This window comes from Paenibacillus sp. 1182 (assembly GCF_017833915.1).
Classification (GTDB): Bacteria; Bacillota; Bacilli; order Paenibacillales; family Paenibacillaceae; genus Paenibacillus; species Paenibacillus polymyxa_D.
In genome coordinates this window covers 1-16,479 of the sequence record NZ_JAFICR010000003.1, presented here as the reverse complement: position 1 = coordinate 16,479, position 16,479 = coordinate 1, and the positions used below count along the sequence as shown (strand labels likewise).

Genomic DNA, 16,479 nt, shown 5'->3' with positions numbered 1-16,479 from the left:
CGTTTTATTGTTTTCCAAACGAAATAATTGTACCATCCGGGGCTAAATCAATATACTTTCCATTCTTCTTGTATCTAATTACTCCCTGTACTTTTCCATCCACAGGTTTTTTTGTAGCACCACGCAGATTTTGAGCAAACCCTTCAGCTTTTCTTATATATTGGGCTACATCTTCGGCCCCTACCTCTGTCCCATGCTTCTTAAAGTGAGAGATTGCCGAATCCCCTACTGAATCGAAACTTCCTTTATTCCATTTTGACAAGTTAGAATTTGTTAGATCAAAAGGATTACAGTTGATATTATGAACCCAAATCCCCAAATCACTAACAAAGTAGGTGTGGAAGTCATCGACTGTAAAATTGTACACCTTAACCTTCTCATCATGCCTTACAATATTGATTTTATCCACCGTCAAGGTATTTCCGTTGCTTTGCTGTAGCTTATTCCCTACCTGTAAGTCAGCTGCTAAGACCCAACCTTTACCTTCAACCCAAAACGGATGATTGTCCGTTGTCTCAATGACTTCGTCACCTACAGTCAGTTTGTAGATGAATTCCTTGTTATTTCGATATAGATGAGTGACTTCCTTGTAGTCTATCTCGCCCGTATCTTCATCCTTGGAAAGAACCATATCTCCGACTTCAATGTCTTCGATATTCTTCTCCCCTTCGTCTGTTTGAACCTTAGTCCCCGCCGTAAAGCAATTACAAGGGAGTGCCTTGGCTGATTTCAGATTTTTTTCAGTCAATTCAACAGAACGTTCAACATATCTTCCCTCCTTACTCGTCAGCTGTATGATCAATTTTCCACCTTTAACAAACTTACCAACAGGTATAAATCCTGCCAGAGCAAGTGTTTTGTCATATGCGGACGATTTGGGATCAAGTATCGTGTTTATATCATCTACAATCAAGAAATTGGCTACAGCCGTGGATGCCTGAATAGTTCCTGCTTTAAACTCATTCCAGCATGTCCCCATGCCCACTCTTTGACAATGAATAACCGTCTTCTGGTTGGTATAAAATATTCCGCCTTTAGTCGTAGGCATAAGTTCATGTCCACTAGGGTCTACATATCCAAGCGGATTATTGGCTACATACGCATACCAGTTCAAGCTCTGCGGATCGCTAATCTCGCCCTGATACGTATCCTCACCCATAAAACGTGCTGTGCCGGGATCGTACCAGCGAGCCCGTAGGTACTGTAGCCCAGTCGTGTCATCCCAATACTCGCCAGCATAACGCAGCACGTTCGGAACGGTCTCTTTGACCTTCTCCGGGCCACCCCAGATATCGTAGCTGTAGCTATTTAGTTCCTTGCCCGAACTATCACTTAGTCCTACCACATCACCGTGGCCATTCAACTGATAGTATTGCAGTTGTCCACTTGCTTTGTCTTGTCTGGCCCACAGTTGACCGGACAAGTCATACACATAAGCGTAGATGATTTTCGCTGTTCCACCTTGGACCTCGGCTTCCGCAATTAGCTTCGCTTCTCCGTCATAGTAATACCGAGTCGTTTCTCCGCCCTCTGTACGCTCGTACAGTAGACCGTCTCCGTTATAGCTGTACCCGACCTCTTTGCCTTCACCGCTCACCTTTGTCAGACGGCTGACAGAATCATACATATATTCAGCGTTTTTCATACCGAACACTTTGCCACTGCCTTCGGCGCTTCGGTTCCCGTTTGAATCGTAGCCATAGGTCTTGTTCTTCTCACCTGCGGCTTCGCTGGCAATACGGTTTGACGGGTCATACCCAAATTGGTCCGTTGTTCCGTTTTGTGTACGTCCGATGATGTTTTTATTCCCATCCCGTTCATAACCAAATTGGTGTAGCGGTGTACCGCCTTGCTCCACCGTAACCCCGGACAAATCCAGTCCGTTATAGCTGAATCGCGTACTCAGCCCTCTGCTCGAAGCCTGACCTTTCAGCAAACCATTCGGTGCATAATCAAACGTCATGCTATCCAGGGATCCACCCGCAGCAGCCGTCGCTCCTGCAAGGCTCTGCGCGTTTGCCGCACCGGCCCCAGCGCTAATGTCCATTTGGGTAACTCGGCCCACACTATCCAGCTTGGATTGAACGTGCATAGACGTGCCAGCAGCATCTGTTAGCACATAGCCTGTACGAGACTGCTTGTTGTATTCATAGCTGATGTGCGTTCCATCAGGGTACTTCAGCCCAGTCAACGCTCCATCTGATAAATCATAGGCATAGGTGGTGGTTCCCTGACCATCAGTCATGCTGGTTCTTCGTCCTGCGCTGTCATAGGTGTAATTGGTTTTAAAATCGGGACCCGCCGCTTCGGTAACTAATCCGTCAGCGTTATATTGAAAGGTAATGGCCTCCGATTTTCCTGTCAACATACGGGTGATGTTACCATCCGTATCGTAAATATTTAACGTAGTTCCCCCACTTGATTTCTCAAGTAACGTACGTCTGCCCAGTTCGTCATACGAATACACATTCTTTTGCCCATCAGAATACTGAACAGTCTTCAAATTTCCGGCCAGATCATACATATAGCTAACCTGCTGCCCGGATGGATCTGTGACCGAAGTCATTTGTCCCAGAGCATCGTAATCATAAATCATACGTTGACCGTTACCATCCGTCCGGCTAGTGACCATACCCGCATTATTGTAAGCTAAAGACTCCAGCGGCTGAAATGATCCATTCTTAGCCTCTTGTGTGGAGGTCACACGACCTAAAGCATCCGATACTTCACGCACACGATAACCGGACGCATCCGTCTGAGTGACAGTACGATCCACTGCATTATACGCCATGGTATCTGTTGTTCCATCCGCATAGGTCGTCTTTACAGGTCGTCCAAAAGCATCATAGGCATAGCGAGTGGTTGCTTGTTCGGCATCCGTGCTTTCTACCATATCTCCATGATCATCATAACCATATCCATAGATTGCATCATCCACCTGCTGCTGGAGCATCTGCCCGAACGGATTGTACAATCTTTCAACGCTTACACCATCGGGTCCGGTAACAGTGACATCATTCTTATCATCCTTGTACACCACGACAGTTTGAGTGCCGTCCGGATAAGTAACCTTGGTTACACGCCCCATTGCGTCATACACATAAGACTCCGTTTTGCGTTTGGCATCTGTTTGGGACTTGATTTCTCCGGTCGGATAGTAATCATACGTATACTCAACACCTTTAGGCAAAAGCTGCCTTGTTGGGAGGTGAGAACCATAAGGAGAATCATAATCAATAGACACATTAGCATCGCTTCTGTCGTCAATTTGAGTTTTCTGGCTGCTTACATTCCCTTTTGTATTGTAAAAAGTAGAGCTGTGCGATAATAGCTTTCCTTGCTCTGTGCCTTCATAGTTTTTTAGCTCATACAAATTGCCCTCTGACTTGTAGGTGCGAACCGTCGTCAACGTTTTTCCTTCACTTATTTTGTTGACCGTCTGAGCGGGTTGAACCCAGAAAAAAGGCTCATTAGAGGTTTTATACGTATGAACAGTCTCCGATCCCGTACTTTGGGATATTTTCAAAGGAAGACCATATTCATTGTAGTCATAGGAGGTCGTTACAGGTTCTGATGAAGAACCTCCCTCCGTATAGGACTCTCGCATTTGCACAGGCAAATTCCAGTCCATGGCATCATTATATGTGTAATCTATATGATAGCCGGTAGAATCTCCCTCTTGATCATAGCTGTTTAGAACAAACTTGTCCGGTGCGTTATCTCCTCTAAACACTTTACCGAAATGGAAGGTTTCCGCTGTACGTGACCCTTTGGCAACCACCGTCCATTCAGCGTTTTTCCCATAGTTGGCTAGATCTTCTCCGGAATAGGTGAAATCAATTTTATTTAAAAAACGATTGCCTGCGGTTGTACTGTACATATCAGCGCGTGAAACCACCTTGAACACGCCTTGTGTACCGTACACGCCTATCTGCTTGTGAAATGCTTCATAACGGATGTCTGTGATCGATGAAGTAGGTCGTATAATTCGTGTAAGCAACGCCGATGCATTTTGCTGTAGGGCTCCAGTCTTTCCTTCACCATCTACGACCACATTATAAGGAGCGTCCATGAATGTATACGCATAGCTTGTGCTTCTGGAAAGAGAATCCAACACTTCTGACAGCACCTTGCTGCTTCCCTCGCCACTTTGACGATAGGTGTACTGATGGTCTGTGCCCTGTTCTTTAACAACAAGCTGTCCAGCATTGTAAGTGAAGTCAAGCTCTTTGCCATCATTATTTCGAATCGAACGAATGAGCTTTGCTCCACCAGAACTTGTATAATCAAACTCCACCCGATTCTTATACGCATCCTGGATTAAAATCAAATAACCGTCCTGATCGAGATAATAGTCATTTCCATTCAGCACTGCTATTTTGTATGCACTGCTTACTCCCTGCACACTTGCGCTTTGATCTGTACTGATCTTCAGATCTTTGTATGCATATCCTTCTAGCTGCAAATCATCTCTCAGTTCATAGGAGCCTGTTCCCGGAATATACAAATACCATTTACCATCCTGTTTCTGCATATGAGGAAGATCCCATTTCCAGCCTCTCCCCAGACCAGAAGCTGCTTCTTCCTCGCGGATCGCACTTGTGTTTGTATACAACCCTTCATTTTGCTGCACACCAAGCTGGTTACTTGCCAATGAACTGTTATACACACGAGTCAGTGCAAAGGGCAATGACCCCGGCAGTACCAAATCCGTATTTTGAACAACGAGCTGTCCTGAAGCGGTGGACACACTGTTGTCACCATAATCCATTCCATAACGCGACGTATCATCACTCAACCTGCTTTGTGCAATCGCCGCCTGATCAAAAGGAGCATAGACATCTGTTGTAGCAGATACCTGCAATAAACTTTGTTTAAGTAAATCCTGCCCGATCAGTCCATTTTCTCCTAGAGTCGGAGCATATACGGAATCATTTACTCGGGGTATAGATGGGATATCCATCTCAGTCGTGTTTGGAGCCGGCTCTTTACCCTCTTCCTTATCTAGTGGATGTTGAGTTGCCTTTTCATCCTGGGTAGCCTGAGCGGGCTTTTCACCCTCCTTCAGCGCAGCCGACTCATCGGAAGGCTCCACCTTTGCATTTATGCCCAATGTCAGTTCATTCTGCTGTACCCACAAGCTTGGACTTTGTTCTGGTAATGAATTTTCTCCACCATCTTTTTGCCATGCTTTATAAATATCATATAAGGTATAGCCTTTGGATAACTGTGCATTGACCCAAGCCTGATCCTTACCTGTTTGCTGTGCAAGCCATGCTCTGGTAATAATCTGCGGAGTAGAAGACGAAGAAGATTGAGAAGCTGCTGCCTCTCCGTGTCCTTCTTCTCCATATGCCCATGTGCTCCATGGACCCAGCAACATCAGCACACATAGTAGACTACAAATATAACGTTTAAACACTCGCTCACCCCTATTAATAATGCCTATACATCTAATGATCTGTTATATTTTTTCGAAGCCAAGACATCCTTTTAATCTGTAAAAGGAAATACCTTTTTTGTCCGTTTAATGACGTTTCCGTTTAAATCATAATCCAATTGAATTTGATCACCGGTGAATAAAATAACTTTATTCAGTCGGTTTCCTTTGCCGTATTCGTATGAAGTATCTTTGCCAAGCGCCATATGGCCTGCCTTAATTACAGTTTGTAATGCACCGCTATTAATTTCTGACAGCTTCACATAAACCGTTTGACCTGCCTTCATCTCATACTCTAAGACCGTGTAATCCCAACCATATATTTGTGCTTGCTCAGTTGAGGAGACAAGCTGACTTCTAAAATCAGGGTCCGTAAACAAGGCTAGAATTGGCTGCTGCGCAGCAAAGTTGGATTTCTCCTTCACCGCAAAACGGTAAATCCCGTCTTCTTTGGGTGTAAACCGATATTTCCCTTGTTGGCCTACCGTAAAGTCAGCTTCCTTATCTATAAGCTCAATTAGCTCGTCCAGCTTGCTGTCATCGTTATTTTTTACAGCAAACACACGATAAGGCGCTCCAAAGTTAACAGCAGGAGTAGTTGCAGCTACGGAAAGATGAATATTTGCGTTAGCTGGCACTTGCTGTTGAGTATCTGTCGCCTCTTTATGTTCTCTAATCACTTTTCCAGCACGATCTGCAACAGTGAACTGATATGTTCCACCCGTTGCTTTCGCATTCGTCAAAACAGGTGCTTCCTGGCTCCCGCGATTGATCCATACTTCCTGCTTGCCGCCAGACAAAGACGTTTTTAATAATGCTGGTTCTGTGCTTGGATCTGCTTTAATGTCATTGTTGAAATGAATGGTTACAGCTTGCGGCGAAGTGACGGTTACAACAAGCGTACCTCCTGCTCCAAGTGAGATTTCAGGTAGAGAAGCATCCATACCTGCCCTATCCACCTTGGAATTCACACCGCTACCTTCTCCATACATGGCATAGTCATAGAGACGGCTTTCGTTTGAAGCATCTGTGGTTAATGAGGAAGCCTGTGAGCCAACATTATGGAATACATAGCTTTCTCCCTGCTTGATGGTAACCTGATTGCCTGTCGGCACCTGAGCATCCTCAACGTCGAATATTCCTAACACAGCTCCATAAGTCACGGGTACATCCGAGACCGTCGTTACAATGGCATAACCTCCAGCCTGTACCAACGGCAATTGAGTCGTATCACTGGCCTGACTGTATACCGTCCCGTCTGCCTTGTAATTCATGTAATTCCACTTCATACCGCTGACTGAAATGACGTCTAGGGCCTTGTCCAAAGTGCTTACATTTATAAATTTCCGGCTTTCACCGCGTTTTAGTGTAATTCGATGGAAGGCAGCCTGCCCGCTAAGCAAAGCCTCCACCTTATTGCTATAGGTAAAGGTAATTGGCCGATCGGATACATTGGTGACAATGGCTTTACCGCCAGCGACAATCTCTGGGTCCACTGTATTGTTGAAATGATCTGATGTCAGTAATCGAAGTACTTTATAACTTGCCGAATCAAAGCGTGCACTTCCACTACTTTTGTCATGCCGCAATGAATTCGATTGACTATCATGATTACGAAACTCATACGAATCTCCCGGCTCCAGCGTCGTTTGCCCAATACCATTATCATCTTCGCTGGCCTTAAAGCTCCGATAGATACCCCCAAACGTGATTGGCGTGTCACTGGTTACCGTCACACTGGCCTTTTTACCTGCGCCAACCAAAAAGGTTGAGTTCCCGGTATTGCGCCTGGATTGCTCTGTATCATCTGCTTTATACAGGACCACATCAAATTTTCCTTTAACAGTTTTGGCTGTGCTGTGCAGATTCCTCAAATGATCACTAATATTGGTAAAAGCATAACTTTCACCTTTCGAAAGTGTTACCCGCAAGAAAGCAGGATGGCTACTCGTTTCCCAGGAAAAATCATCTGTATAATCAAAGATAATAGGATTCGGACCGATCACAGTCACAATGGCATATCCCGAAGGCGGGATCATGGGACCAGACTGGCTGTTAAAACCAGAGGAATTTACCGTTCCATCCGGCTTGTAAATAGCATAGTCGAACAAGCTTCCTACCTTTTTGGAGTTATTGTAGATCGGATTCATCAGCGTACCATTGTTGTGGAAAATGTAGCTCTTGCCTACCTCAAGCTCCACACGGCTAATTGCATCTCCACCCACTGGACGGGCAATAAAATTGCGATACGGAGCCCCGTATGTCACCGGGTTTGCAGTGACCTGGGTAATTACCGCGTATCTGTCCACAGCAATCTGCGGCTTCGCCGTAGTACTACTGCCGCGTGAAGCCTCTGTTCCGTTTGCCAGATAAACAACATAGTCAAGTTTATCTTTAGATGTACCGTCACTTTCCACCGTATCCAATCGGGTTCCCACATTGATAAATTGGTAGCTTTCCCCCTGATTTAGGGTAACCCGCGCATAAGCCGGCTCTCCGGTACTCTCTATACTGTATTTTCCGTATGGAAACCCTAAAGTCACCGCATTTGAAGTTGCGCCTGTAATAATCAGTTCCTCGCCATCACCCAAAGAGGGATGAGCAATGCTATTAAGATCAGATGCGGATAAAGTTCCGTCTGCCTTGTATTTTGCGTAATCAAAACGGCGATTGTCTGCATTTGAACCATCATGCTGAATCGAACGTGCAGTCCATCCTTCATTCACAATCCGATAGCTTTCATTTTTAGAGAGCGTAACTCGCTCTAGTGCCGGGTCCTCCGATGTACTGTAGGTGAAGACGTCCGTTACTTTTACGGTTAATGCTGCTGTTCCTGTATTCGTAATAAACGCTGTGCCTCCCCCAGGAACACCAATGGGGCTTATGCCATAGTCCATATGGACAGTGCTGATGTCTCCGTCCTCTTTGTAACTTACACTATCGTACAAAATGCCTTTTGATTGAGAAGCGTTACTGTATATAGATTTGCTAACTGTATCTGTATTCTGAAATTCATAACTTTCCCCAGGATCAATAATGATCGACGTATACTCCACTACTGCCAAACTCATCATAAGTGCGTCATAAACACTGTTTGTCGCAGAAGTGGGCGGTTTGAAAGAAACTGTTCCATCAGAAAGCTCCTGTTCCTCCTGTACCAAACCTGCATGATCTTGTTGTATTCCGCCCGTTGCCTCTTGTTTTTCTGCTCCTGCTACAACAGGCAAACACAGCAAGGCGTTAATCGCTAAAATCGCCGTCAGAAACCATACCATTACCTTTTTACAAATCATCTAGCTGTATAACCTCCCTTTTGTCGTCAAAGAAATGCATATAGTGCTGCAAAGACCCACTTTTCTCTCTGTACATCCTTACAATTGTAAGAGAAGAACATGTTACCTCCATTTCCATTAAAAATGTCACATTTTAATATATCGACACCTTAAACTTCCATTTTTATAGGCCAAATGGACCTTATTTTCCATAAACCGGTTAAGCCCATGGGATTAAAAGAAAATCAGGAGAGGAGCCACTTGCAAACCCCCCTTCGGGTATAGTAGTATGTGTTTAAAAAAATCGGAGGGTATATGCCTAAACAACAAGATAAACATTCCATTCAGGCGTGGTCTCTGATCAATCGCAAATATTTGGGAAAAGGCGTGCGTGTCAAACGTTTTCGTAAACCAACACGCTGTCAGGTGCGCAATCGCGTTTTGCTTGCCGTTTTGATGGCTAATGACATTAAACTGTCCCAACTTGCCGAGGAGCTTTCTATTTCCTCCCGTAGTGTCAGTGCGTGGGTATATGAAGGTCGCATTCCCGGCAACACTAATCTGGAAAAGACGTGTAATACACTTGGTTATCCGCACCATATTCTATTTAATGAAGAGGTTGTCCGGCGTTCACCACTCATCTGTCAACCAGCGCCGTCCCGTTTTATGAAACGGACTGTGACTCGTTCTCCGGTTAAAAATCGGATTTTGGCGGGTCTATGCATGGTACATGATATTTCGGTGACCGATGTGAGTCATTGGATTGGAGTTCACCCCGGTACATTTCGGAAATGGTTGCATCAGGGTACCGTTCCTTCGCAAACCTTCCAGGATCAGGCGGAACAGTTTTTCCGTATTCCAAAATCCATTTTGTTTGCTGATGCCATGCTGAAAAAGTAAAAATGTCCGTAAAAGAGAAATGATTGTAATTTTCATGAAAGTCTTTGAAAGGAACGCATTACCATCTTTCATTCGCTGAGACTTTCACATCATGTAATTTCACAGAATATAAAATGCAAAAAGCACAGTCTACCGATTCCTCGGTGTACTGTGCTTTTTAGATAACAGAGCATTTAAATATTTCTTGCTTATATTTTATCAGTATCTTAAGAATGAATGCTTACCGCTTCAGTTGAACGTCCGGCTTCTTCCTTAATGGACTTTAGCTTTTTCATCACCGGGTTGCCTCCACGTCCAAAGTAGTCGTGAAGACGGCAGTATTCCTCGTACAGCTTATCATACACGGCCGCGTTCTCAGGGATCGGTTTGAAGTTCTCGTCCCGTACACGGCCATATGACGCGCTGCTTCGACGATATCATTGTACCCTCCAGTTTAAGCTCCCGCAGCCACTGCTGCGAACATGGCCGCACCCAGCGCAGGAGTTTGGGTGGAAGCTGCAACCTTAAATAAATTCCCGTCCGGTTACGTCAGCAACGTATACCCGACAATAAGCCCTGTCAGGTTAGTGTCGACCAACAGAGAACGGTTACAAACCGATTGCATTGACCCTTTATTCTTGGTTCTGCTTTCATTATATAGTTGTACGTACAACTTAGCTAACCTTTTTATGTTTTTTCGATAGATTTATGTACTTATTTTCAGAAAAGATATAACAATAACAGTCTATTTCTGCAATCCAGAAAACAGACTGTTCGGTATGGCGAGAACCATGCCCATCAAATATGAAGCGTTACAGCTGTATACTTACTAACCTGTCCTTACATGTTAAGTAATAAAAGTGACTGATCTCCCAGCCTAGTGTTCTCCAGGCATGACCTGGACAGGCCCTGTAGATTCACGAACGATGAGCTCAGGCGGTAGAATTAACTGACGATCTTCTTCATGGTACCCCTTCTCTTCAATCATCGACAGCATGGTATCGGCAGCACGTAACCCCAATTCTTCCTTTGGATGCCGAATTGTCGTTAGCTTGATTTCTGTTGCTGTCGCCAAAAACGAATCATCAAACCCAACCAGCGATAGATCATTGGGTATATTCAGACCCGCCGAACGTACAATATCCAGGAGTCTAACAGCCAACTCATCATTATAGGTCACCCATCCAGTAGGACGCTCTCCCGCCTCCATCGCCAGCAGCCTCGACGCACGTTGTAGCGGAATCTCATTTTTTTCTTCTGTCCGGTAAGTCGTTACTGCGTTCGGGTGTAATGTCACTCCGTATTTGCGGTGAGCGGCCACAAATCCCTTCATACGAAGAATCCCCTGCATATCATCGGTTTTGAAAAATCCAGCCAAGCGTCGGTGTCCCAGCTTAATCAGATGCTCGGCCGCCAAAAAACCACCCTTTTCATCATCTACTCGCAGACATGGCGCATCCATTTCCTCATAACGCGCATTGATCATCAAATAAGGGATTTGGCGATTTTCCACGGTTAAATAATAGTTCAGATTGGGGTTACGCTCTCCACTTTTAGTCGGTTCAATAATAATTCCGCTCAGCGGTTGACTTAACAGCATTTCCAGGCACTGACTTTCTTGCTCAGGGTCATTACCTGTACTTGACAGCAGCATCTTGTAGCCCTGGCGACTCAATTTGGATTCAATTCCCTGTACAATGGATGGGAAAATATAATCCGAAATATAGGTTGTAATGACTCCAATAATCTTTGGATCTTCGGGCTGTTTACTGTCACGTGTCGCAACAAAGGTTCCTTTGCCCTGCATCCGAAACAGCCAGCCTTCCTGCACCAGCTCACCCAGCGCCTGACGCACCGTTTGCCGACTAACGGCAAAACGTTCAGACATTTCATGCTCAGATGGAAGCTGACTTTGCGGCTCAAGTCTGGATGAATGAATCCAGGACAAAATTTCCTGTTTAACTTGTATATATTTGGGCGCCATAATTTCCTCCGTACTCGCAATATCGTGTACCTGTTTATATTCCACGATTATAGCATACCGTTCATTTGTACATACAAATGTCACAGGAGCAGGATATCCTCGTATTGCTGCCGGAGGTGTAAACCCATTCGCTTATCCCTTCCTTACCACACAAGATTGGCTGAATATCTAAAGACAATTTGCGTAGATGTTACACATTACGAACGAAGCAATTGATGTTCGTTCATATACTTGAGTCCAGTATAGCGATCACGCAAGGTATGAGCCGTGCGCAATGCACGAGCGAGCTGTTCCTCCGTAACTCCCAGCTCGGCAATGGTAGATGGGCCTCCGACCTGAGCCAGCCATGCACGCATCTGCTCCGACGTAGGCAAAGCCTGATACACCTTAAAAGCCTCTACATCCTGACTGGCTGCTAAATCCCTGTACAGGTCAGACAGCAATGCGGATGCTACGCCTACTTTGGCACCATGCAAAACTTGCTTGCGTCCCTCTGCAATAAAATCCATCTCAATTCGATGGGAAATATGATGCTCTCCCCCTGACGCTGGACGGGAATGATCTATCATCAGCATCGAAATACCGGATGCAATCAGCGCATTCATCAATACCTCGACACCAGCCTTGCTGCCTGCCGCAATCTCATCGACATGCTCTACACAGGCACGCAAAGCCTCCTCGGTAATGCGATTAGCCACAGGCGAATACGGCTCGTTTCCCAAATCTCTGGAAACATTCCAGTCCGCTAGTGAGGTGAACTTACCAAGCATATCGCCAAAACCTGCGGCAGTCATCGTCTGTGGCGCATTTGCCAGCACGGACAAATCAGCAAAGATCGCCTCTGGCGGAACTGCTTGGAATGTCTGCTTGCTGCCGTCCACAATCAGTGGTGCGCCTGCGGAGGTAAAACCATCCACCGAAGCAGCCGTCGGTACTGACAAGAAGGGACGATTCATTTTATAACATACGAAGCGAACCAGATCATGAATCGTGCCAGAACCTACAGCAAGTACAGCCTGACTCTTATCCGCCACACCCAGCAGCACCTTCATAATGTAGGTTTCATCAGCAATGACATCCCCTACAGCATTCGGAGGTAAGCGAACTACATCAACTGTCAAACCTGCCTCCCGGATCAGCTCAGCCACTCTTTTTCCTGCTGCCACTGAAGTATGCTCATCTTCTACCAGAGTTACATGACGATAATCCTGTTGGTTCAAATAAGGAACAACAGACTCCAGTGCTCCATCTCGTACCTCGATAAACAATTCAACCTTTCGGTGAGGATGATTAGCATTACTAGCCTGCGCCTCTTCATTCCACAGCTTGATCTGTTCATTCATATTCATTTCATCTGCCTCCTAAAAAAGGAATAATTTGCACAAGAATGATCCATAATGATTAATAGATTCTGTTTGAAAACGATTACTATTTAATTGTACGCACAAGTATGTGCCCAAGTCCAGAAAAAAAGTACAAGTTGTTTTTTAATTTATACATTCGAAAGGAACATGTTTATGAAATTTGGAACAGATATTGCCTGTTCACTTGGGTTACTGGCAGGTACAACGTTTGGCAGTGGTGTTGCTTTTTTGTTCGGTTGGCAAGCTTACCGGGCCCTGACTTCTGTTGCAATCTTTGGCATTGCGGGGATTATCATTACCATTGCCGTTTTTCGCTTGCTGCACCGTAAGTCGCTTTCCACGTCTAATTCTCGATAAATGCTGTTAGTGAAACGAGTGCAACTTGTATTTTGCTAGAATACATAAAAAACGGGTCTCTTAAGCCAATTGCATCGCTTGAGAGTACCCGTTTTTATTTTACACATATTTACTTATGAAGTCGTGTCTACATCTGGGTTAACATCTAATTCATAATCAATTTCATCAAACCCGAATCCAAATAATTGGAGGAAATCCAGACGGTATTGTTCGAGATCGCCTAATTCAGATACATTTTCTGTAGTGATTTCAGACCAAGCTGCTTTGACAGCCTGCTGCACATCGTCTCTCATTTCCCAGTTATCCAGACGGATGCGTCCTTCTTCATCCGTTTCCACCGTGGACCCACTGTATAGCGTCTCGAACAGACGTTGTGCCTGCTCAATACATCCCTCGTGCAGTCCCTTTTCCTTCATGACCTTAAACAGCAAAGAAATATACAATGGTACGACTGGAATAGCCGAACTGGATTGTGTAACCAAAGCTTTATTCACAGAAACGTAGGCTTTTCCATGATAACGTTCCAGTTGCTTTGTTAGAGTATGTGCTGTAGCTTCCAAATCATTTTTAGCTTGGCCAATGGTTCCTTTACGATAGATAGCCTCCGTAATTTCGGGACCAATATACGAGTAAGCCAGTGTGGTTACCCCTTCAGCCAGCAGATCAGCTTCTTCCAACGCTTTTAGCCACAAGGACCAATCTTCGCCACCCATTACCGTGATGGTGTTCTCAATTTCCTCCTGCGTAGCCGGTTCCAGCGTAATTTCTGATACGACACCTGTATTCGTATTCACTGTTTTATTAGAAAAAGACTGTCCGATAGGCTTGAGAACGGAATTAAAGGTTTCACCCGTATCGGGATGTGTCCGTCGCGGTGAAGCGACACTATACACAATCAGGTCTACCTTGCCCAGCTTTTCCTTTACCAGCTTCAATGTCTCCTGCTTAATTTCATGAGAAAAAGCATCTCCATTAATGCTTTCTGCTATGAAGCCAGCTGCTCTGGCCGCTCTTTCAAAGGCTACTGTATTATACCAGCCTGCTGAAGCCGTGCGCCCCTCTGATGCGGGACGTTCATAGGATACCCCTACGGTATCCGCTCCCAGCCCAAAGCTCGCAGCAATACGAGAAGCCAGCCCATATCCAGTAGATGCTCCGATCACAAGTACCTTTTTAGCTCCTTGTATTGATGTACTGTCTTTGATGTAGTTGATCTGACGATTAACATGAGCCGCACAGCCTGCAGGATGTGCAGTCGTACATATGAAACCACGGATTTTCGGTTTAATAATCATTGCAAGGGTCCCCCTACTTTGGCATTCATTTAATATGGATGGAATGGTTGTCCAGTCATTACTATATAGCAAATCAGCTTGTGGCTCAACATATAACATAGTCTTGAAGGGAACCGTTCATATACTACGACAACAGACATCCCCGAACTACCGACTCTATGAAAAAAAAGAAAATCGCCGTAAACATCATAGTCTACAGCGCTCTTTCACTCCACTATTCATTTTGGCTCACTTTCTAGCAACATTACATCTTCTCCTTGCTGTTGTCTTTTTTTGATATTCGCTCTTCCCCAGGTACACATTAAATCAATTATTTCATTTGCTGTTATACCATATTCCGTTATATAATACTCCACTTTTGGAGGCATCTGATTATACACATGTCTGCCAATGATGCCATCCTTTTCAAGTTCACGGAGCTGCTGTATAAGAACCTTTTGAGAAACGCCTGGAATACTGCGCTGTAATTCACTTGTCCTCTTTCTACCAGACATTAATAAACATATGATTAATGATTTCCATTTACCTCCGATGATCTCAAGTGTTGCTTCTATGCCTAAATTATATTGTTTCATAGTACCACCTTTTCAACGCTAAAAATAACAAAGTTTATCTAATCTATAATTGCATATCATCACTCTAAGTCCAATGCACACTTTCAAGTAACTATCTTACTTTATTGTGTGTATTTACTTTTTTTATAGCGTACAGAATAATAAGACGTACCAACAAAAAACAAATGATGCTATGTAAGAAAGGTGATTTATGATGAAAACTCTCGTGATTTTAGCACATCCGAATATTGAAGATTCCAGAGTAAATCAAAGATGGAAACAAGAATTACTTCAGTATACCAATGAAATTACAATTCATGAGATTTATAAAGAGTATCCAAACTGGAGCATTGATGTTTTGAGAGAGCAAAAGTTACTTGAAACACATAGTAATATCATATTTCAATTCCCTTTATATTGGTATAGTTACCCACCTTTATTAAAAAAGTGGTTTGATGATGTTTTTACTCACGGATGGGCTTATGGTTCACAAGGTGATAAGTTAAAAGGAAAGAAGCTAGGGATAGCCATGTCCATTGGCGATAAAAAAGAAAATTACATACCTACTGGTTCCGTTTCTTTCACTGTTGATGAAGTTATAGCACCTTTTAAAGCAAGCGCAGTACATGTTGGCGCCATAACATTACCCTATTTCGCTGTCTTTGGAGCCTCGTTTCAAGCAAGTGACGAAGACATTAATCAGAGTGCAAAGGATTATATCAAATATATATTTCAGTATAAATAAAATAGTTATAATAGTACACGCATCTTACCCATATAAAAACAGGCTCTTGGTGGCATCCAGCCAATCCAAGAACCTGTAAATGTTAGGCATGATGCGGTCGAGAGGACTCGAACCTCCACGGGGGGTTAGCCCACACGGACCTGAACCGTGCGCGTCTGCCAATTCCGCCACGACCGCATATTATGTATTCACACCGATGTTTTTCAATCACGGTAATTTAGATTATATCTTCCATAGAACATAAAATCAAGCTATTTTTATCTTATATTTTCTATGAATCATTCCCGTAAATATAAGAAAATCACTGGATATCACAAACCAGATATGGTAAAATGGGTTCATCAGGAAAGGAGGTGCGTCAACATCAATAATCACATGTTGAACGTATCCCTTACCCGGTCCGTTATTCTCTAATTTACAGAGTTAACGGAGGCGCGGGATACGGATCAAAGCTTTAATTAAGCGCCACGGGTAAAAAGACCGTCCTCGGACGGTCAGATTGTCGAGAAACCCCGTCATTTTGAGACGTGGGTTTCTTTTTTACATCATAATGCTCTGGTCTCTGGAGAAGCAGGGGGGTTACCCCTGT

9 protein-coding genes, 1 tRNA gene and 1 pseudogene are annotated in these 16,479 nt (G+C 44.3%); 3 read left to right on the top strand and 8 right to left on the bottom strand.

From position 1 onward, the window contains the following. Window positions 1-4: 4 nt before the first annotated feature. The gene (locus JOD82_RS05695) at window positions 5-5,422 is read right to left on the bottom strand and encodes a polymorphic toxin-type HINT domain-containing protein (protein WP_312887663.1); all 5,418 of its coding nucleotides are present in this window, start codon (window positions 5,420-5,422) and stop codon (window positions 5-7) included. Window positions 5,423-5,493: 71 nt separating this feature from the next. Continuing rightward, window positions 5,494-8,733 (bottom strand): hypothetical protein, encoded by a 3,240-nt coding sequence (locus tag JOD82_RS05690; protein WP_209947939.1) that lies wholly within the window; start codon window positions 8,731-8,733, stop codon window positions 5,494-5,496. 294 nt (window positions 8,734-9,027) lie between these two features. Between JOD82_RS05690 and JOD82_RS05685 the strand changes: the two genes are divergently transcribed. Then, the gene (locus tag JOD82_RS05685; protein WP_007429779.1) at window positions 9,028-9,612 is read left to right on the top strand and encodes a helix-turn-helix domain-containing protein; all 585 of its coding nucleotides are present in this window, start codon (window positions 9,028-9,030) and stop codon (window positions 9,610-9,612) included. Window positions 9,613-9,818: 206 nt separating this feature from the next. Here the strand turns inward: JOD82_RS05685 and JOD82_RS05680 are convergent. From JOD82_RS05680 to JOD82_RS05670, 3 genes and pseudogenes are all read right to left on the bottom strand, one after another. Further along, window positions 9,819-10,201: pseudogene (locus tag JOD82_RS05680) on the bottom strand (ribulokinase); the annotation flags it as partial. Window positions 10,202-10,468: 267 nt separating this feature from the next. Next, window positions 10,469-11,575: a GntR family transcriptional regulator gene (locus tag JOD82_RS05675; RefSeq protein WP_029516675.1), complete on the bottom strand. Its 1,107-nt coding sequence runs from the start codon at window positions 11,573-11,575 to the stop codon at window positions 10,469-10,471. Window positions 11,576-11,772: 197 nt separating this feature from the next. Next, on the bottom strand, window positions 11,773-12,924 hold the full coding sequence (locus tag JOD82_RS05670; RefSeq protein WP_209947937.1) for a sn-glycerol-1-phosphate dehydrogenase: 1,152 nt from the start codon (window positions 12,922-12,924) through the stop codon (window positions 11,773-11,775). Window positions 12,925-13,092: 168 nt separating this feature from the next. On the opposite strand from JOD82_RS05670, the gene JOD82_RS05665 reads away from it, so the two are divergent. Next, entirely contained in the window at window positions 13,093-13,296 is a 204-nt protein-coding gene (locus JOD82_RS05665) for a hypothetical protein (RefSeq protein WP_209947935.1), read from the top strand. Between the two features lie 113 nt (window positions 13,297-13,409). Here the strand turns inward: JOD82_RS05665 and fabV are convergent, their stop codons facing one another. Together fabV and JOD82_RS05655 are read right to left on the bottom strand one after the other, a co-directional pair. Then, the gene (gene fabV / locus JOD82_RS05660) at window positions 13,410-14,591 is read right to left on the bottom strand and encodes an enoyl-ACP reductase FabV (RefSeq protein WP_209947933.1); all 1,182 of its coding nucleotides are present in this window, start codon (window positions 14,589-14,591) and stop codon (window positions 13,410-13,412) included. A 218-nt stretch (window positions 14,592-14,809) separates the two neighbouring features. Further along, window positions 14,810-15,166, bottom strand: a complete 357-nt coding sequence (locus JOD82_RS05655; protein ID WP_209947932.1) for a winged helix-turn-helix transcriptional regulator — start codon at window positions 15,164-15,166, stop codon at window positions 14,810-14,812. 193 nt (window positions 15,167-15,359) lie between these two features. Here JOD82_RS05655 and JOD82_RS05650 point away from each other — a divergent pair, with 193 nt between their 5' ends. Next, window positions 15,360-15,890, top strand: a complete 531-nt coding sequence (locus tag JOD82_RS05650) for an NAD(P)H-dependent oxidoreductase (RefSeq protein WP_209947930.1) — start codon at window positions 15,360-15,362, stop codon at window positions 15,888-15,890. A gap of 92 nt (window positions 15,891-15,982) precedes the next feature. Here the strand turns inward: JOD82_RS05650 and JOD82_RS05645 are convergent. Further along, window positions 15,983-16,067: transfer RNA gene (locus tag JOD82_RS05645), tRNA-Leu, on the bottom strand. Window positions 16,068-16,479 lie beyond the last annotated feature (412 nt).

Excerpts from the sequence above, each read along its gene's own strand:
- JOD82_RS05675 (WP_029516675.1), bottom strand. The coding sequence starts at position 11,575 with ATGGCGCCCAAATATATACAAGTTAAACAGGAAATTTTGTCCTGGATT.
- JOD82_RS05665 (WP_209947935.1), top strand. The coding sequence starts at position 13,093 with ATGAAATTTGGAACAGATATTGCCTGTTCACTTGGGTTACTGGCAGGT.
- JOD82_RS05670 (WP_209947937.1), bottom strand. The coding sequence starts at position 12,924 with ATGAATATGAATGAACAGATCAAGCTGTGGAATGAAGAGGCGCAGGCT.
- JOD82_RS05655 (WP_209947932.1), bottom strand. The coding sequence starts at position 15,166 with ATGAAACAATATAATTTAGGCATAGAAGCAACACTTGAGATCATCGGA.
- fabV (WP_209947933.1), bottom strand. The coding sequence starts at position 14,591 with ATGATTATTAAACCGAAAATCCGTGGTTTCATATGTACGACTGCACAT.
- JOD82_RS05690 (WP_209947939.1), bottom strand. The coding sequence starts at position 8,733 with ATGATTTGTAAAAAGGTAATGGTATGGTTTCTGACGGCGATTTTAGCG.
- JOD82_RS05685 (WP_007429779.1), top strand. The coding sequence starts at position 9,028 with ATGCCTAAACAACAAGATAAACATTCCATTCAGGCGTGGTCTCTGATC.
- JOD82_RS05650 (WP_209947930.1), top strand. The coding sequence starts at position 15,360 with ATGAAAACTCTCGTGATTTTAGCACATCCGAATATTGAAGATTCCAGA.